The 18333-nt window shown below is 70.4% G+C and carries 12 protein-coding genes and 5 tRNA genes; 6 read left to right on the forward strand and 11 right to left on the reverse strand.

The window, feature by feature from the left end; genetic code table 11:
* The first annotated feature begins 12 nt into the window (after positions 1-12).
* Positions 13-1095 carry a phosphoribosylformylglycinamidine cyclo-ligase gene (gene purM, locus HUV60_RS17700; protein ID WP_257850345.1) on the forward strand — a complete coding sequence of 361 codons (1083 nt, stop codon included), beginning with the start codon at positions 13-15 and terminating at the stop codon, positions 1093-1095.
* Positions 1096-1235: 140 nt separating this feature from the next.
* Here the strand turns inward: purM and HUV60_RS17705 are convergent, their stop codons facing one another.
* Positions 1236-1490: a DUF3073 domain-containing protein gene (locus tag HUV60_RS17705; protein ID WP_257850343.1), complete on the reverse strand. Its 255-nt coding sequence runs from the start codon at positions 1488-1490 to the stop codon at positions 1236-1238.
* 737 nt (positions 1491-2227) lie between these two features.
* Positions 2228-3316 carry a Leu/Phe/Val dehydrogenase gene (locus HUV60_RS17710; RefSeq protein ID WP_257850342.1) on the reverse strand — a complete coding sequence of 363 codons (1089 nt, stop codon included), beginning with the start codon at positions 3314-3316 and terminating at the stop codon, positions 2228-2230.
* Positions 3317-3600: 284 nt separating this feature from the next.
* On the opposite strand from HUV60_RS17710, the gene HUV60_RS17715 reads away from it, so the two are divergent.
* Both HUV60_RS17715 and bldC read left to right on the forward strand, forming a co-directional pair.
* On the forward strand, positions 3601-4479 hold the full coding sequence (locus tag HUV60_RS17715; protein ID WP_257850341.1) for a hypothetical protein: 879 nt from the start codon (positions 3601-3603) through the stop codon (positions 4477-4479).
* A gap of 577 nt (positions 4480-5056) precedes the next feature.
* Entirely contained in the window at positions 5057-5263 is a 207-nt protein-coding gene (gene bldC / locus HUV60_RS17720; RefSeq protein WP_003949541.1) for a developmental transcriptional regulator BldC, read from the forward strand.
* A gap of 525 nt (positions 5264-5788) precedes the next feature.
* On the opposite strand, the gene HUV60_RS17725 is transcribed toward bldC, so the two are convergent.
* From HUV60_RS17725 to HUV60_RS17760, 8 genes are all read right to left on the reverse strand, one after another.
* Positions 5789-6037, reverse strand: a complete 249-nt coding sequence (locus tag HUV60_RS17725) for a DUF6274 family protein (protein ID WP_257850340.1) — start codon at positions 6035-6037, stop codon at positions 5789-5791.
* Positions 6038-6441: 404 nt separating this feature from the next.
* Positions 6442-6516, reverse strand: a tRNA-Asp gene (locus HUV60_RS17730).
* A 94-nt stretch (positions 6517-6610) separates the two neighbouring features.
* The gene (hrpA, locus tag HUV60_RS17735) at positions 6611-10678 is read right to left on the reverse strand and encodes an ATP-dependent RNA helicase HrpA (protein WP_257850339.1); all 4068 of its coding nucleotides are present in this window, start codon (positions 10676-10678) and stop codon (positions 6611-6613) included.
* Between the two features lie 125 nt (positions 10679-10803).
* Positions 10804-10877: transfer RNA gene (locus tag HUV60_RS17740), tRNA-Phe, on the reverse strand.
* Positions 10878-10901: 24 nt separating this feature from the next.
* Positions 10902-10976, reverse strand: a tRNA-Asp gene (locus HUV60_RS17745).
* A 35-nt stretch (positions 10977-11011) separates the two neighbouring features.
* Positions 11012-11084, reverse strand: a tRNA-Glu gene (locus HUV60_RS17750).
* A gap of 80 nt (positions 11085-11164) precedes the next feature.
* Complete coding sequence (locus tag HUV60_RS17755) at positions 11165-12778, reverse strand: metallophosphoesterase family protein (RefSeq protein ID WP_257850338.1); 1614 nt, start codon at positions 12776-12778, stop codon at positions 11165-11167.
* 184 nt (positions 12779-12962) lie between these two features.
* Positions 12963-13313, reverse strand: a complete 351-nt coding sequence (locus tag HUV60_RS17760; RefSeq protein WP_257850337.1) for a metallopeptidase family protein — start codon at positions 13311-13313, stop codon at positions 12963-12965.
* 280 nt (positions 13314-13593) lie between these two features.
* On the opposite strand from HUV60_RS17760, the gene HUV60_RS17765 reads away from it, so the two are divergent.
* From HUV60_RS17765 to HUV60_RS17775, 3 genes are all read left to right on the forward strand, one after another.
* Complete coding sequence (locus HUV60_RS17765; protein ID WP_257850335.1) at positions 13594-14178, forward strand: hypothetical protein; 585 nt, start codon at positions 13594-13596, stop codon at positions 14176-14178.
* A 248-nt stretch (positions 14179-14426) separates the two neighbouring features.
* Entirely contained in the window at positions 14427-16667 is a 2241-nt protein-coding gene (locus HUV60_RS17770) for a DEAD/DEAH box helicase (protein WP_269441200.1), read from the forward strand.
* Positions 16668-16820: 153 nt separating this feature from the next.
* Positions 16821-16893 (forward strand) — tRNA-Lys (locus tag HUV60_RS17775).
* 99 nt (positions 16894-16992) lie between these two features.
* On the opposite strand, the gene HUV60_RS17780 is transcribed toward HUV60_RS17775, so the two are convergent.
* Complete coding sequence (locus HUV60_RS17780) at positions 16993-18201, reverse strand: NAD(P)/FAD-dependent oxidoreductase (RefSeq protein WP_257850333.1); 1209 nt, start codon at positions 18199-18201, stop codon at positions 16993-16995.
* Positions 18202-18333 lie beyond the last annotated feature (132 nt).

An 18333-nucleotide genomic window follows, 5' to 3' on the forward strand; every position in this document is an offset into this window, starting at 1 on the left:
GCTCCCCCCGTCATGTCTGAGAACACTGGCGCCGGCCACGCCGCGGCGTCGTACAAGAACGCGGGCGTCGACATCGACGCGGGCGACCACGCGGTCGAGCTCATGAAGGAGTGGGTGAAGAAGACCCGGCGCCCCGAGGTCCTCGGCGGCCTCGGCGGCTTTGCCGGTCTCTTCGACGTCTCCGCGCTGAAGAACTACGAGCGCCCCCTGCTCGCCTCCGCCACGGACGGTGTCGGCACCAAGGTCGACATCGCCCGCCGGATGGGCGTCTACGACACCATCGGCCACGACCTGGTCGCCATGGTGATGGACGACATCGTGGTGTGCGGTGCCGAGCCGCTGTTCATGACCGACTACATCTGCGTCGGCAAGGTCCACCCCGAGCGGGTCGCCGCGATCGTCAAGGGCATCGCGGAGGGCTGTGTGCTGGCCGGCTGCGCCCTGGTCGGCGGTGAGACGGCCGAGCACCCGGGCCTGCTGGGCGAGGACGACTTCGACGTCGCCGGCGCCGGTACGGGCGTCGTGGAGGCCGACCGGCTGCTCGGCGCGGACCGTATCCGCGAGGGTGACACGGTCGTCGCCATGGCCGCGTCCGGACTCCACTCGAACGGGTACTCGCTGGTCCGGCACGTCCTGCTGAACCAGGCCGGACTCGCTCTGGAGAGCCACGTCGACGACCTGGGCCGCACCCTCGGCGAGGAGCTCCTGGAGCCCACCCGGATCTACTCGCTGGACTGCCTGGCCCTGACCTCCGTCACCGAGGTGCACGCCTTCAGCCACGTCACCGGCGGCGGCCTCGCGGCCAACCTGGCCCGTGTCGTCCCCGACGGGCTGCACGCGGTCGTGGACCGCTCCACCTGGACCCCGGGCCCGGTCTTCGACCTCGTCGGCCGGACCGGTTCGGTCGAGCGCCTGGAACTGGAGCGGACCCTCAACATGGGCGTCGGCATGATCGCGATCGTGCCGCAGGAGTCCACGGACGTGGCGCTGACGGCCCTGGCCGACCGTGGACTGGACGCCTGGGTGGCCGGCGAGATCACCGGCCGTGGCGACCGGACGACAGGAGCGGAACTGGTGGGGGACTACGCGGGCTGAGCGAGCCGGGTGTGCGGAGCATGCGAGGGGCACCCGGGCATGCCGAGCCCACCCGGCACGACGGCGGCCCGCGCGGGCGGGCAGTACAGAACCCGGTCGGTGACCGGAGTCACCGACCGGGCTGATGATTCAGTGCAGGGTCAAGCGCCACGACGCTGTGGTGAGGACTGGCCGTCCCCGCCATCGTCGTCGTCCTCATAGAGGTCGGCGTATCGTGCGTACAGGTCGTCGTCCTGCTCATCGTCCTCCACAGGGTCACCGATGACATTCGGTGACGTGTTCGAAGGCGATGCACCCAGCTCCTCGGCCAGGCGTGCGAGGTCCGTCCCACCGCTGTTGTACTTCAGCTGGCGGGCGACCTTCGTCTGCTTGGCCTTGGCCCGGCCGCGCCCCATGGCTCGACCCCCTCAACGACGGGGCTCGACGGCCCCAGAGTCTTGACACGCGTTCATGGTCCGGCACGGACTCTCCATGGAGAGGCCGGTCCGTAGGGCTCCCACGGTACCTGAGCCCACGCCCATACGGTACGTCGCCCGCATGCCGCGCCCTCGCCCGGGGCCCCCGAAGCACCCTGTTCTCCCTGGTCAAGTGCAATTTCAAGCACTTGACCAGGGGCGACCCGCCGGGAGAAGTGAGAGTTCTCTCGAAGTGCCCCTCCGCGGGTACCGGCCAAATGTGCGGACAGCGTGCGGGGGCGGACTCACCGGCCCGCCCCCCCCCGAATGCGCCCCACACGCGTTCGTGCGCGCTGTGCGCGCGTCCCGCAGGTGTGCCGTACGCGTCCCGCACGTGTCGCGTACATGGCCCGGACGTGCCTCGCACACGCCTCGCACACGCCTCGTACACGGCCCGGACGGGCCCGCTGTTGTCCGGTGTCCGTGATGTCCGGGCAGTCTCAGAGATCTCCGGGCATTCGGCCGGGCGTCCCGCACAAGTCCGGGCACCTCTCGACATTCGCGCTGGTCGCGAGCGCAGCGACTGTTCCTGGCCGACCCGTCACACGAACGACTGCCCGGACTTCTCCGGGACGCCGGACAGGCAGGGTGTCTCACTCAAGTCCGGTCACCGCAGGTCGGCGAGACGTTGTACCCGGAGATGTTCGAGACCGGACAGCTGTGGGCCCGGACGCCGCTCAGCGTGGCGCGCGCGCCTCGGCCATCCGCTGTTCGGCGATCCGGTCGGCCGCCGCAGCCGGCGGAATCCCGTCCGAATTCGCACGTGCGAAGATGGCGAGCGTGGTGTCGAAGATCTTCGCCGCCTTCGCCCTGCACCGGTCGAAGGCGAAACCGTGCAGCTCGTCGGCGACCTGGATGACCCCGCCGGCGTTCACCACGTAGTCCGGTGCGTAGAGGATCCCGCGGTCGGCGAGGTCCTTCTCGACGCCCGGGTGGGCGAGCTGGTTGTTGGCGGCACCGCAGACCACCGCGGCGGTCAGCACCGGCACGCTGTCGTCGTTCAGCGCGCCGCCCAGCGCGCACGGGGCGTACACGTCCAGGCCCTCGGCGCGGATCAGCGCCTCTGTGTCGGCGACGGCCGTCACGCCCTGCGGGTGCCGGTCCAGGATCCGTCGCACGGCGTCCTCGCGCACGTCGGTGATCACGACCTCGGCGCCCTCCTCGCGCAGGTGTTCCACCAGGTGGTGGCCGACCTTGCCGACGCCCGCCACACCGACCTTGCGGTCACGCAGCGACGGGTCGCCCCACAGGTGCTGGGCCGAGGCCCGCATCCCCTGGTAGACGCCGAACGCGGTGAGCACGGACGAGTCGCCGGCGCCGCCGTTCTCGGGGGAGCGGCCGGTGGTCCAGCGGCACTCGCGGGCCACGACGTCCATGTCGGCGACGTAGGTGCCGACGTCGCAGGCGGTGACGTACCGGCCGCCCAGAGAGGCGACGAACCGGCCGTAGGCGAGCAGCAGCTCCTCGGTCTTGACCGTCTCGGGATCGCCGATGATCACGGCCTTGCCGCCGCCGTGGTCGAGACCGGCCATGGCGTTCTTGTACGACATTCCGCGCGCGAGGTTCAGCGCGTCGGCGACGGCCTCCCCCTCGGACGTGTACGGGTAGAAGCGCGTACCACCGAGGGCGGGGCCCAGGGCGGTGGAGTGGAGGGCGATGACGGCCTTGAGGCCACTGGCACGGTCCTGGCAGAGCACAACGTGCTCGTGACCGCCCTGGTCCGAATGGAACAGGGTGTGCAGGACGCCGTCAGATACGTCGGTCACGGTGGTGACTCCTGAGTAAGTAGCGGCGGGCGGACACAGTTCCCGAAACTCCCCCGCGCTTGTGGCTGTGGGGGCGGTGGCGGAGGCTGTGCGCACGAGGTTAGAGCCTGCCGCCCGCGGGGACGGAACCGTGTCCAGGATCACCTCCGCGTACCTCGTCCCGGAGGAAGGGCGTGCGACGATTCGCGTGGATTACCCGTACGTGCGAGCCGTCCGTCCGCCGCCCGCGCGCCCGTGGGCGGGCCCGCAGGTTTTCGCGCCGGTGCGCGGGGGAGGGAGCAGGCGTGCCCAAGGTCTCCTCGGTGGTCGTCCCCTACGCGGCCTACCTGCGCGTGTACGAACCACTGACCGCCTTCCCCGAGCCGGAGCGCGGTCACTGGGCCCGTTACGCCCGCCGCCCCGACCTTCCCTCCTATCAGGACGAACTGCGCCGGTCCCTGGCCGACGTCGTGCCGACCCCGCCGGTCCCGGTTCCGGTGCGGGAGAGCGACGACGCGTTCGTGCTGGAGGTCGACGGCACGGTCCGCGTCTGCCCCTGGCGTACCCGGCTGCGCGGCTGGCAGGCCCTGGGGGAACTCGCCGAGGACTTTCCCCTGCCGGTCCTGGACGCGCTTCTGCCCCCGTTCGTACGGCGCCAGGCCGCCGAGGACTACGAGCGCTGGCTGACCGCCCACCCCGACGCCCGGCCGTGGATCCGCACCGCGACCTGGCAGGTGCCGATCAACTGGTTCGTACTGGTCTCGGACGAGGAGCGCGAGTACGACAAGGGCTCCCGGGGCTCCCCGGGACCCGCCGGCTCCACGAGCTCCGCAGGCGAGGCCCCCGTACTGCGCTACCGCACGCCCATGGTCGAGGCGCGGCGGCGGGTGGCGCGCGGGCTGAGGGCGCTGAGGACCGCCATGGACGAGGGGCCGCTGATCGACGGCCTGGTGGATGTGGGGCGCTGGCTGGAGGAGTTCCATCCGCGTTCACTGGTCGAACTGGACTACGGCGGCCTGGTGCACGCCCTGCCGGTCGGCGCGCTGGAGGACGACCACTCCGCGGCGGACGTGGCCGAGGGGATCGCGGCGCTGCGCCGCGGGGACGGGGTGACCGCGGGGGAGGCCTACGGGCGGCTGGTGGAGCGCTGGCGCTCGGTCCGGGAACTGAGGTCGGCCAACTGACGCCTGGCCGCGGAGGGATGACGCGTCGCGGCCGCATAACGAACTGGCGTTTGACCAAATGCCCTTCTTGGGGTTTTGTCGTCGCCCTGAGGCGTGGTCAACCGGGACCCGACAACGGACGTAGGCGTCGATCCGGGCGTATGCCCCAAGCCGGTCAAGCGTGACGGACCGCACGTACGTAGGCCTTGCGCCACTTGCCCACCCTCGTGCCAAAATAAGACAAGGAGTCCGGGGAGGGCTCCTCCGTCCCATTATGCTCGACTATGGGCGGAATCTCGGCATTGCACGCTTCGGGGGGTCCGGTGACTCCCGATCGCGGTTGTGACTGATCGTCACAACCGCGTGACTGTCCGCTATGGCATGGTCCATCGGCTTCCGCGGCTGATGAACACCTGGGAGGGCAATTCCATCGGTTTGGCCGACGCGGCTGGACGGATGGTGTAGTTGTAGTGCCGAGGACAAGCCGTTCGTCCTATAACCGACTCGACCCGCGTCCGCCATTTCGGGCAACGCGGGTCAAGGTGCAGAATTTAGAGGAAAGAACCGAGAAGGTTCGGTTCTCCCGAGGAGGCCGCTCATGACCGCTCGCACCCCTGATGCCGAGCCGCTGCTGACCCCGGCTGAGGTAGCCACCATGTTCCGCGTCGACCCGAAGACGGTCACGCGTTGGGCGAAGGCCGGCAAGCTCACGTCGATCCGCACGCTCGGCGGGCATCGCCGCTACCGCGAAGCCGAGGTCCGCGCTCTGCTCGCGGGCATTCCGCAGCAGCGCAGCGAGGCCTGACACAACTGAATAACCCGGACGAACCGGCTGGTCCCCCAACTGGCCGAGGTGTTCGGGCCCACAGCTCCACACGACGCGGGAACTGCCCCAACAGGACCCTCGCCCGAACCGATCAGAGCTTTCCAGGCGACTGAACCGGGTACGTCGTCGATCGCGCCGGACTCCGCCGAGTCCGGCGCGATCTTGTGTCTCCGGGGGCTGTCGGCGGTGTGCCGGTGCGGTGCTTTCCGGGCGGGTCTGTGCGGGGTCCGTGCGCGGGCCTGTCGGGCCCTGGGGGGTAGCTGTGAGGTCACCCGCACGGGGATTCGGGTGGACCTCCGACGGTAGTGCAATTGCACATATTAAATTGACTTGGTGTAGGCGACGGGTACGTACCGAACTTTCCGAAACTCATGCGGTGATACCCGTCACACACCGGTTGCCTTGCCGGGTCGCCGGCGTGTGCGCTAAAGCGGCGGTGGATGGGCCCGATGTGAAGCAACTCGGGGACAGGGCCCGGGAGCTGGGGAGCCCGGGGCGGCTGGGCTAGGCGGTGGATACGCCCTCGCCGCCGACACGTTCCGGGGGGAGCTCCGTGGGCTCGGCCGGCCCCGTGGGCCCGGCGGGGCGTGCGGGTCGTTCGGAGGCTTCGGAGGGGCGGGGCGCGGAGTCCTCCGCCAGGCGCAACAGGCGGTGGCAGGCCGGACGGCGGCGGGTGTGGTGCCCGAACGCCGAGGCGGCCGACAGATGTGCGCGGAGCAGTGCCCGCGTCTCGTGCCCGGCCGATGCCGGCATGTGCCACCTCCAGCGGCCGCACCGAGAGCGGCCCTGCTGTCTGAGGTACCGGGGAGAGCCCGCCTCGTCAAGACGCCGGGGGCCCGCGCCGGGAAGCCCCAGGGGCGAGCGAAACGGAACGCGGCCTCCCCGAATCCCCCGGGCCACCTGAAAGGCCCTCAGCCGCCCGGTGAGGGGGCGTGGAGTGGCGGGCGCGGCCTCCGCCTCGGCGGGGCGGCGTGAGGGACGGGACGGGACGGGCAGGCGAAGGGGCTCTGTCGTTGCGACGGAGCCCCTTCGGTGAAGCGGTCCTGACGGGATCCGTCGTACCCGATCGCGGCTGCGCCGCGCGCGGCCTTCGTCCTGGCGGGGTGGCGGGGATGCGAGAAGGGCCCCGCTGGTGGGCGGGACCCTTCTCGTTGATGCGGTCCTGACGGGATTTGAACCCGCGGCCTCCACCTTGACAGGGTGGCGAGCACTCCAAACTGCTCCACAGGACCAGGCTTCGCAGCGTGATGGCTGCCTTGCGCTGCGAAAAGAGACTGTACAGGAGCGGTGGCCCACCGGTCGAACTCACCCTGCGTACCGCCCGCGTCACGGAACGGCGGCATCGATCGCCTTCACGATCCGCTTGTCCGAGACCGGGTACGCGGTGCCCAGCGCGTGGGCGAAGTAGCTGACCCGGAGCTCCTCGATCATCCAGCGGATGTCCAGCACCTGCTGCGGCACCGGCCGCCCCTGCGGCATCTGTTCCAGCAGCCAGGCGTACTCGTCCCGCATCTCGTGGACCTTCTCCATACGGGTCGTGTCCCGCTGGACGTTCGTCGGCATCTGCTGGAGGCGGCGGTCCACGGCCACCAGGTACCGCATCAGGTCCGGCAGCCGCCGCAGCCCCGTCTCCGTCACGAACCCCGGCTTCACCAGGGCGTCCAACTGCGCGCGTACGTCCTGGAGGTTGGCCAGCAGCACGGGGCTGCGTACGCCCTTCAGCCGGCGCTCGCAGGCCTGCCAGGCGGCCAGGACCTGCTGCACCTGCCCCACCGTGCGGACGGTCGTGTCGACGATCTCGGCGCGCACCTTGTCGTACAGCTTGCGGTACGACTCCTCGTCCCACACAGGCCCGCCGAAGTCCGCGATCAGCCGGTCCGCCGCCGCCATCGCGCAGTCGTCGAACAGTGCCTGGACGGAACCGTGCGGATGCGCCGACAGGGCGAGCTTCTGGGCGTTCGTCAACTTCTCGGATGCGAACTTCGCAGGGTTCACCGGGATATTGCGCAGGATCAGGCGACGCGTGCCCTTCCACATCGCCGGCTGCTGCTCCGCCTCCGTGTCGAAGAGCCGTACGGAGACCGTGTCGCCGTCGTCGACCAGCGCGGGGAACGCCTTCACCGGCTGACCGGCCCGCCGCGTCTCGAAGACACGGGTCAGCGTGCCGACGGTCCAGTCGGCCAGACCCGTCCGCTCCAGCGACTCACCGCCCTCGCGCTGGGCCGTGGCCGCCGCCGCCAGGGAGAGTGCCTGGCGGGCCTTCGGCTTCAGCCGGAGCCGGAGCGCCTCCAGGTCCTTGCCCTCGGCGATCTTCCGGCGCCGCTCGTCGACGATCCGGAAGGTGACCTTCACATGGTCGGGGACCTTGGACCAGTCGAAGTCGTCCGCGTCGAACGGCACCCCGACCATCCGCTTCAGCTCGCGGGTCATCGTCGTGGTCAGCGGCTCCTGGAGGGGCACCGCCCGCTCCAGGAACGCCTTCGCGTAGTTCGGCGCCGGCACGTAGTTGCGGCGGACCGGTTTGGGGAGGGAACGGATCAGCTCCGTGACGACCTCCTCCCGCAGACCCGGGATCTGCCAGTCGAAGCCCTCGCCCGTGACCTGGTTGAGCACCTGGAGCGGCACATGGACCGTCACCCCGTCCGCGTCCGCACCCGGCTCGAACTGGTACGTCACCCGGAACGTGAGGGCGCCCTGCTGCCAGGAGTCCGGATAGTCGGCCTTGGTGACGGCCTGAGCCGACTCGCGGATGAGCATCTCGCGCTCGAAGTCGAGGAAGTCCGGCTGCTCGTGGCGTTTGTGCTTCCACCACGAGTCGAAGTGCGCCCCCGACACGACGTGGCCGGGCACCCGCTGGTCGTAGAAGTCGAACAGGGTCTCGTCGTCGACCAGGATGTTGCGGCGCCGTGCCCGGTGCTCCAGTTCCTCGACCTCGGTGAGCAGCCTGCGGTTGTCCGCGAAGAACTTGTGGTGCGTGCGCCAGTCGCCCTCGACCAGCGCGTTGCGGATGAACAGTTCGCGGGAGACCTCGGCGTCGATCCGGCCGTAGTTCACCTTCCGCTGGGCGACGATCGGTACGCCGTACAGCGTGACCTTCTCGTACGCCATCACCGCGGCCTGGTCCTTCTCCCAGTGCGGCTCGCTGTACGTGCGCTTCAGCAGGTGCTCTGCGAGCGGCTCGACCCACTCCGGCTCGACCCTCGCGTTGACCCGCGCCCACAGCCGGGACGTCTCGACCAGTTCCGCCGACATCACGAACCGTGGCGGCTTCTTGAACAGCGTCGAACCCGGGAAGATCGCGAACTTGGCGTTGCGCGCGCCCACGTACTCGTTGCGCCCGCCGCCGTCCTTGCGCCCGCTCCCGTCCTTGCGGGCGGTCTGGCCGGAGTCCTTCGACTCCTTCACGTCCTTCATCCCGACGTGGGAGAGCAGGCCCGCGAGCAGCGAGACGTGGATGCGGTCCTCGGGGGCGTCCTCCTCGTTGAGGTGGATACCCATCTGCTTGGCGACCGTGCGCAGCTGTGTGTAGATGTCCTGCCACTCGCGGATCCGCAGGAAGTTCAGGTACTCCTGCTTGCACATGCGCCGGAAGGACGAGGAGCCGCGCTCCCTCTGCTGCTCCCGCACGTAGCGCCACAGGTTGAGGTAGGCGAGGAAGTCGCTGGTCTCGTCCCGGAACCGGGCATGCTGCTGGTCCGCCTGGGTCTGCTTGTCGGCCGGCCGCTCGCGCGGGTCCTGGATGGACAGCGCCGCCACGATCACCATGACCTCGCGGACACACCCGTTGCGGTCCGCCTCCAGCACCATGCGCGCCAGCCGCGGGTCGACCGGCAGCTGGGCCAGTTTCCGTCCGGTCTCCGTCAGCCGCTTGCGGGGGTCCTTCTGCGTCGCGTCCAGCGCGTTCAGTTCCTGGAGCAGTTGCACGCCGTCACGGATGTTCCGGTGGTCCGGCGGGTCGATGAAGGGGAACTTCTCGATCTCGCCGAGGCCCGCCGCGGTCATCTGCAGGATGACCGAGGCCAGGTTGGTACGGAGGATCTCCGCGTCCGTGAACTCCGGACGGGTCTCGAAGTCGTCCTCGCTGTACAGCCGGATGCAAATGCCGTCCGACGTGCGCCCGCAGCGGCCCTTGCGCTGGTTGGCGCTGGCCTGCGACACCGGCTCGATCGGCAGCCGCTGCACCTTGGTCCGGTGGCTGTAGCGGGAGATCCGCGCGAACCCGGGGTCGATGACGTACTTGATGCCCGGCACCGTCAGCGACGTCTCCGCGACGTTCGTCGCCAGAACGATCCTGCGGCCGCTGTGCTGCTGGAAGACACGGTGCTGCTCGGTGTGCGAGAGCCGCGCGTAGAGCGGCAGCACCTCGGTGCTGTGCCAGTCGGCGCCTCCGGCGCGGGGGTAGGCCTTCCTCGTCAGCGCGTCCGCCGTGTCCCGGATCTCCCGCTCGCCGGAGAGGAAGACCAGGATGTCGCCGGGCCCCTCGGCCATCAGCTCCTCGACCGCGTCCGTGATCGCGGTGATCTGATCGCGGTCGGAGTCCTCCGAGTCCTCCTCGAGCAACGGCCGGTAACGCACCTCGACGGGATACGTACGGCCGCTGACCTCGACGACAGGAGCATCGCCGAAGTGCCGCGAGAACCGCTCCGGGTCGATGGTGGCCGACGTGATGACGACCTTCAGGTCCGGGCGCCTGGGCAACAGCTGGGCGAGATAGCCGAGCAGGAAGTCGATGTTCAGCGACCGCTCGTGGGCCTCGTCGATGATGATCGTGTCGTAGGCGCGCAGCTCACGGTCCGTCTGGATCTCGGCGAGCAGGATGCCGTCGGTCATCAGTTTCACGAAGGTGGCGTCCGGACTCACCTGGTCGGTGAACCGCACCTTCCAGCCGACGGCCTTCCCGAGCGGGGTGTCCAGCTCCTCCGCGATCCGCTCCGCCACCGTGCGGGCGGCGATCCGGCGGGGCTGGGTGTGCCCGATCATCCCCCGGACGCCCCGGCCCAGTTCCATGCAGATCTTCGGGATCTGCGTCGTCTTGCCGGAACCCGTCTCACCCGCGACGATCACCACCTGGTGATCGCGGATCGCCTCGGCGATCTCGTCCTTCTTCTGGCTGACCGGCAACTGCTGCGGATACGTGACCGCCGGTACCCGCGCCCGACGCCTGGCCATCCGCTCCTCGGCCCTGGAGACCTCCGCCTCGATCTCGCCGAGCACAGCGGCCTTGGCCTCCGGCTTGCGGATCTTGCGCGCGCCCTCGAGCCTGCGCCCGAGCCGCTGCGTGTCGCGCAGCGAGAGCTCGGTCAGGCGAGAGGCGAGAGCGCCGAAGGCCGGGGCGCCTGAGGAGGCGTTGGCGGAGGCGCCGGAGGAGGGGGCGGAGGCAGGGTGCGTGGACATACGGGAACCAGGATCTCATCCTCGGGAAATCCGTGGCGAACGGTTTTGTCCCGGGCGTCGGAGTGAGAGGGGGGAGTGGGCGCATGAGAGCACCCCCTCCAGAATTCCGGAGGGGGTGTCTGTTGTGGCTGGGGCCGGGGTCGAACCGGCGACCTATCGCTTTTCAGGCGATCGCTCGTACCAACTGAGCTACCCAGCCACGAGGTTTCACGTGAAACCTCAGCGGTCCTGACGGGATTTGAACCCGCGGCCTCCACCTTGACAGGGTGGCGAGCACTCCAAACTGCTCCACAGGACCAAGCTCTGTACGACAGTGTCGCACAGGGTGATACGTGCCCCCAACGGGATTCGAACCCGTGCTACCGCCTTGAAAGGGCGGCGTCCTAGGCCGCTAGACGATGAGGGCTATCGGCCCGCCTGGGCGCTTCTCAGCGCGTCGGGGACGTCCGAAGCATATGTGATGCCGGGAGGGATCGCCAAAACGGTTTACGGGGTGGGTGCCGAGGAGGTGGGGGAGGGGAGCCGGGTGGGGGGCGGGGAGGGTGAACCGGACGGGGACGCGCCCGGTTGGTTCTCCTCCGGGAGATGCCGGCTGACCTCTGCCGTGGTCAGGCCCAGGCCGCCCAGCCGGATCGCGTCCCAGGCCTGGAGGCGGCGGGTGTCGCGGTCGAAGTAGAGGATCGAGGCCTCGATGGGGTCGGGGTGCTTGCCCTCGACGGCGCGCAGTCCGCCACCGCCGGTGGAGCCTTCGACGCGGAGCCTGGTGCCGTACTTCATGACCTCCGTCTCCTGGCGGTGGATGTGCCCGGCCAGGACGAGGGGCACTGTGCCGTCGACCTCGCGGGCCGCCGACGGCTCATGGGCGACGGCGACGTCGACCGGGGTGCCGGCGGCCCGCTGGTCGCGCAGGGCGGAGGCCAGGCGGGCGCCCGCGAGTTCCTGGGACTGCTCGGCGCCGGGCTTCCTGGAGCGGTCCGGGGTGAACTGCGGGTCACCGATGCCGGCGAAGCGCAGGCCGGCGACCGTCCTGGCCCGGCCGTCGTCCAGGACGTGGACGTTGTCGAGACCTTCCAGGTAGCGCTGGGTGAGGGCCGAGTCGTGGTTGCCGCGGACCCAGACATAGGGGGCGCCGAGGTTCTCGACGGGGTCGAGGAAGCCGTTCTCGGCGGCGGTGCCGTGGTCCATGGTGTCGCCGGAGTCGACGATGACGTTCACCCGGTACTGCTCGACGAGTGAGGCGATGATCGCCCAGCTCGCGGGGTTGAGGTGGATGTCGGAGACGTGCAGGACCCGGAGGGTGGTCGGGTCGGACTGGTAGGCGGGGAGTGTGGAGGTGGCGTCGTAGAGCTTCGTCACGTTGGTGACCAGGCGGGCCAGCTCCTTCTGGTAGACGTCGAACTCCGTGACGATGCTGCGGGCGTTGCCGACCAGGGAGGGCGCCGAGGAGAGCAGGCCGGAGAACCTGGGCTCGAGGACGGAGTCCGGGTTCCAGGAGGTGTACGCGGTGCCGCCGGACGCGGCCAGCAGGGTGAGGGCGAGGCCGCCCGCGGCCAGGGCCCGGCGCGGGCGGCGGTAGACGGCGAGGCCGAGGGCGGTGGCGCCGGTGACGACGGCGACGACGGAGCGCACGGCGAGGTCGGCGGTGCCGCGGGCGATGTCCTGGGTGACTTCGTCCTGGAGCCCGGAGAGGCGCTCGGGGTGGTCGACGAGGGCCTGGGAGCGGGCGGGGTCGAGCTGGTCGACGTTGACGTCGAGGCGGACGGGGGCGTGGTGGCTGTCGAGTTCGAGGGCACCCAGGGGAGAGACGTTGATCTTCGTGCCGCCCGTGAGCGACGGGCGCAGGGTCATGGTCGTGTCCATGGGGCCGACGGGAACGCGCACGTTGCCCACGATCAGCAGGCCGAGCCAGGCGCCCAGCAGGACGACGGCGAGGAGCCCCACGACGCGCTTGTAGGGGTGGGCAGGCCGGGCGGCGAGGGTGGTGGTGACGGCCGCCGCCGGGGCGGTCGGGCGACGGGAGCGGTGACGGCGGGTGAGAGCTCGCGGGACCCTTCGGATGCGGTGCCGGAGGGTCCCGACTGCGGCGGGGACGCGTGCCATTGGTCCCGTATGCCCATGCGGCGCGTCGGATATGCGGGGCGCCCGGCGGGACTCGTACGGATGAGTCATGGCCGACAACGGATCTGCGCCGGAGAAGGCGCGGCCGAAGGACGCAGCAGCGGCTGGACGTCGTCGGTGCTGGTACGGGCCGTCCGGGGCGTCCCGGGGCGTATGGTCGTGCGGATCAGCCCCAGCCCAGTTCGTGGAGCCGCGCGTCCTCGATGCCGAAGTGGTGTGCCACCTCGTGGACAACCGTCACGGCCACCTCGTCCACCACGTCTTCCGCCGTCTCGCAGTAGCGCAGGGTCGGGCCCATGTAGATCGTGATGCGGTCGGGGAGGACCCCGGCGTACCACTCCCCGCGTTCCGTGAGCGGAGTCCCCTCGTACAGGCCCAGCAGCTCCGGATCGTCGGCGGGCGGTTCGTCCTCCACGAACACGGCCACGTTGTCCATGACCCGCGCCAGCTCCGGCGGGATCTGGTCCAGGGCCTCGCTCACCAGTTCTTCGAACCTGTCACGCGTCATCTCCAGCACAGGACCATTGTCAGGGACGATCGTGCGGAGCGGAGGTGTACGCGGCCCCCGTGGGCCGCGGGGTGAGTGCGCGGCGGGGTCCGGTCTCGAGGGCCGCGCGTCTGCTGTGAGCTCGGGAGCGGGACCAGGGCCGGGCTCCAGGGGCTTTCAGCCCGGGGAACAGGTCAACAGCAGGTCACCTGTCTGTCACTGGTGTGCTGCTGACGGGTTGCTGGCGTGTCCTCTTGCGGGCGGAGGGAGTTGGGCATGTAGACCCAGTATCGCAATCGGAGGTGGCCTCGTGCGCTCCCTGTACGTACCTGTCCGCCTGGCTGCCACCGTCGTGGCCGTCTCCGCTGTCGCCGACTGTATGAGTGTTGGTGGGGACGGGGCGGGCAGGGCCGAGCCGCCGCACTCCTCGGGCCGTTCGGGCGGTGAGGCGCCCGACGGGAGGCCCGCGGTGCCGGGCGGCGGTGGCGGTCACGGTGCCGCGGCGGCCGAGGACGGGAGCGGGCGCCGCGCGGGCGGCGGCAAGAGGGCCGAGCAGGGTGAACGGAGGAAGGGCGGGACGGGAGCCTCGTCCGTCGCCGAGGCGTCGCCCTCCCCGGGGGCGAGCGGACCGGTGCCGGCCGACGGCGGGTCGGCGGGGCCGACCCCCGACAGCCCGCCGGAACCGCCGGAACCGCCGGAACCGCCGGAACCGACCGGGCCGGAGCCCACGCAGGTGCCGCCCGAGCCCACGGCCCCGCCCGAGCCCACGGCCCCGCCCGAGCCCACGGTCCCGCCCGAGCCGACGGCCGCGGAGCCGTCCTCGTCGGCGCACGAGCCACCGGAAACCCAACGGGTGCACCGGGTGCCCGCGCCGGAGTCCGGGGCACCCGTCTAGAGACCGGGACCTGTTTCGCTGCCTTTCCCCCGCCCTCTGTCTGACCTGCCGGTTTGCTTTCGATGGGACAGAGTGCGTATGGTGGCAGATCGTTTGATCCTATTTGCCCGGCGCCACTGCAGAGCGCGCCGTGTGGCGCGTACTCTCCCCTTACCGTGGTGGACCGCATAGAGGCGGTCATATTGCGATTGCGAATCACGGAGTTGACGGGCGCGTGCCGAAGAGACTCCGGAAGGTTTCGCATTCGTATGCCCATCGCCAGTACTGATCACGTCGTCGTGCCCGAGGACACCGAGGACACCGACGCCACTGCTGTCATCGCCGACATCGCCGACATCGCCGACGTCATCGCCGACGTCGACGCCGAGGCCGACAGCGACACCGACAGCACCCCCGAGATCACCTTCGCCACCCTCGGTCTTCCCGAGGGCATCGTGCGCAAGCTCGCGCAGAACGGCGTGACCAGCCCCTTCCCGATCCAGGCGGCGACCATCCCGGACGCCCTGGAAGGCAAGGACATCCTCGGCCGTGGCCGCACCGGCTCCGGCAAGACCCTCTCCTTCGGTCTGCCGACTCTGGCCACGCTGGCCGGCGGCCGGACCGAGAAGCACAAGCCGCGCGCCGTCATCATGACGCCGACGCGTGAGCTCGCCATGCAGGTGGCTGACGCACTCCAGCCGTACGGGGACGTCCTCGGGCTGAAGATGAAGGTCGTCTGCGGCGGCACCTCCATGGGCAACCAGATCTACGCCCTCGAGCGCGGTGTGGACGTCCTGGTGGCCACCCCCGGCCGCCTGCGCGACATCATCAACCGCGGCGCGTGCTCCCTGGAGAACGTGCAGATCGCCGTCCTCGACGAGGCCGACCAGATGTCCGACCTGGGCTTCCTGCCCGAGGTCACCGAGCTGCTCGACCAGATCCCGGCGGGCGGTCAGCGGATGCTGTTCTCCGCGACCATGGAGAACGAGATCAAGACGCTCGTGGACCGGTACCTGAAGGACCCGGTCCACCACGAGGTCGACGCAGCCCAGGGCGCCGTCACGACGATGTCGCACCACATCCTGGTCGTGAAGCCCAAGGACAAGGCGCCGGTCACCGCAGCCATCGCCTCCCGTAAGGGCCGCACCATCATCTTCGTCCGCACCCAGCTGGGCGCGGACCGGGTCGCCGAGCAGCTGCGCGACGCGGGTGCCAAGGCCGAGGCTCTGCACGGCGGTATGACGCAGGGCGCGCGCACCCGGACGCTTGCCGACTTCAAGGACGGCTACGTCAACGTCCTCGTCGCCACGGACGTCGCCGCGCGCGGTATCCACGTCGACGGCATCGACCTGGTGCTGAACGTGGACCCGGCCGGCGACCACAAGGACTACCTGCACCGGGCCGGCCGTACGGCGCGGGCCGGTCGCACCGGCACCGTCGTGTCGCTGTCCCTGCCGCACCAGCGGCGCCAGATCTTCCGGTTGATGGAGGATGCGGGCGTGGACGCCACGCGTCACATCATCCAGGGCGGCGCGGCCTTCGACTCGGAGGTCGCCGAGATCACCGGCGCCCGGTCGATGACCGAGGTCCAGGCCGAGTCGGCGGGCAACGCGGCACAGCAGGCCGAGCGTGAGGTCACCCAGCTCACCAAGGAGCTGGAGCGGGCGCAGCGCCGGGCGTCCGAGCTGCGCGGCGAGGCGGACCGGCTGGTTGCCAGGGCCGCCCGCGAGCGCGGCGAGGACCCGGAGGCGGCGGTGGCCGGGGCGGCCACCGGGGCGGCCACCGAGGCGTCGGCCCAGGCCGAGGTCTCGCTGCCGGAGCAGCCGACCGCGCGCGACACCGAGCGCCCCGAGCGCCGGGACGGCTTCCGTCGCGACGACCGTGGCGACCGTGGTGGTGACCGTGGTGGCCGTTCGTTCGAGCGTCGTGACGACCGTGGTGGCTTCAACCGTGACCGTGACCGAGGCGAGCGTCCCGGCTTCCGTCGCGACGACCGTGGCGACCGTGGTGGTGACCGTGGTGGCCGTTCGTTCGAGCGTCGTGACGACCGTGGTGGCTTCAACCGTGACCGTGACCGAGGCGAGCGTCCCGGCTTCCGTCGCGACGACCGTGGCGACCGTGGCGACCGTGGTGGTGACCGTGGTGGCCGTTCGTTCGAGCGTCGTGACGACCGTGGTGGCTTCAACCGTGACCGTGACCGTGACCGTGACCGAGGCGAGCGTCCCGGCTTCCGTCGCGACGACCGTGGCGACCGTGGTGGTGACCGTGGTGGCCGTTCGTTCGAGCGTCGTGACGACCGTGGTGGCTTCAACCGCGACCGTGACCGTGACCGAGGCGAGCGTCCCGGCCACCGTGGCAGCGACCGCCCGTTCAACCGCGACCGTCAGGGCGACCGCCCCGGCTTCCGCTCCGGCGCCTCCCACGACCGCCCGTACGGCCGTCGTGACGAGCACCGCGGCGGCTCCTTCGGCCGCCGCGAGGACAAGCCGCGCTGGAAGCGCAACGGCTGATTCCGGTACACCGGACTGACGTGGCAGGGCCCGTACGACATCCGTCGTGCGGGCCCTGCCGCATACGGACGGAACACGTCCGGGTCTGCCACACCGATACCCGATCAACACCGCGCCCACGTCCCGCTATGCTCGTGGGGGCGACATCGCCTGGGGCCCTTAGCTCAATTGGCAGAGCAGTGGACTTTTAATCCATTGGTTGTGGGTTCGAGTCCCACAGGGCCTACCGAGGCAGGGGAGGGAAACCTTCTCCGACCTGCTGTGCAGCGCCCCGACCGGTTGAACACGCTCGGGGCGCTGCGGTGTTCGGAGGAGGGAAAGCCGTTCAGGCGGGTTCGTTCTGGCGTGAGGCCGGTGTCCTGCCGGGCCCGGTCTCCAGCAGTTGCCGGCGCCTGGGGCCTCCCGGGACGCGGTGCAGCTTGTACGAGCCGGGCCTGCGTGCCTCGTCGGACAGGTGCTTCACGATCCCCTTGAACCCGAGCTCCTTGAGCTTCGCGCCGGGGCGGCCGTCGATGTGGAGCCACATCGCGACGTCGTACCTGTGGGCGAACTGGAAGATGCCGTCGCGTCGGCCCAGGCTGATGCACTGGCCGGCGAACACCTGGTTGAGGGGGGACGGCTGCTCTCCCGCGATACGGCTCAGCACCGTGTCGGCCGCCCGTGCGCCCAGCGGCATCGCGGCCTGGCAGCTCATCCGCAGCGGCAGGTTCGACGGTGACGCCGAGTCCCCGGCCGCGACGATGCGCGCGTCGTCCACGCACGTCAGGGTCTCGTCGGTGAGCAGTCGGCCCACGGCGTCGGTGCTCAGCCCGCTGCGGGCTGCCAGGTCCGGTACGGCGAATCCGGTGGTCCAGACGGTCACCTCGCTCGGCAGCTCCCGGCCGTCGCCGAGCCGTACGGTGTCGCGCGTCACCGCCGTCACCCTCGCGTCCGGGCCTTCGAGTACGGTCGCCCCGAGTGCCGCCAGCCGCCGGGCCACCGACCGCCGGCCCCGAGGGTGCAAGTAGGGGCCGAGTACCTCACCGCACACCAGGGTCACGGCGCGGCCGGCCTCCGCCAGTTCGGCGGCGGTCTCGATGCCGGTCGGACCGGCCCCGACCACCGTCACCGCGGCCGTCGCGGGAGCGGCGGTGATGACCGGCCGCAGCCGCTTTGCCGCCTCCAGGGTGGCGATCGGGTACGCGAACTCGGCCGCTCCGGGCACAGCCGGGCCGGCGTTGCCGCTGCCCACCGCGTAGATCAGGTGGTCGTAGCCGACCGTGCCGCCGGTCGCCAACGCCACGCCGCGCCCGGCGGTGTCGATCCGGGTCACGGTGTCGACCACCAGCCGGACGCCGTCGGCCAGGACGTCCCGGTAGTCGACGACCGCGTCGTGGGACCCGCCCACCAGCTGGTGCAGGCGGATCCGTTCGACGAAGTCCGGGCGCGGGTTGATCAGGGTCACTGCTACGTCGTCGCGCCGCGTCAGGCGATTGGCCGCCATGACGCCGGCGTATCCGCCGCCGATCACGACCACATGGGTGTTCTCAGTCATGGTGTCTCCGTCGTCTCAGGGGTTCGACCGTTTCCAGTGGGTCGACCTCAAGACACCGCCCGACCGTTCGCTGTGACAGCTGAGCTACGGGGGCAGGAAGGTGCGTTCTTCAACGAGGTCCGGGCGCCCGTG

Origin of the sequence: Streptomyces sp. KMM 9044, assembly GCF_024701375.2 — a bacterium.
Lineage (GTDB): Bacteria > Actinomycetota > Actinomycetes > Streptomycetales > Streptomycetaceae > Streptomyces.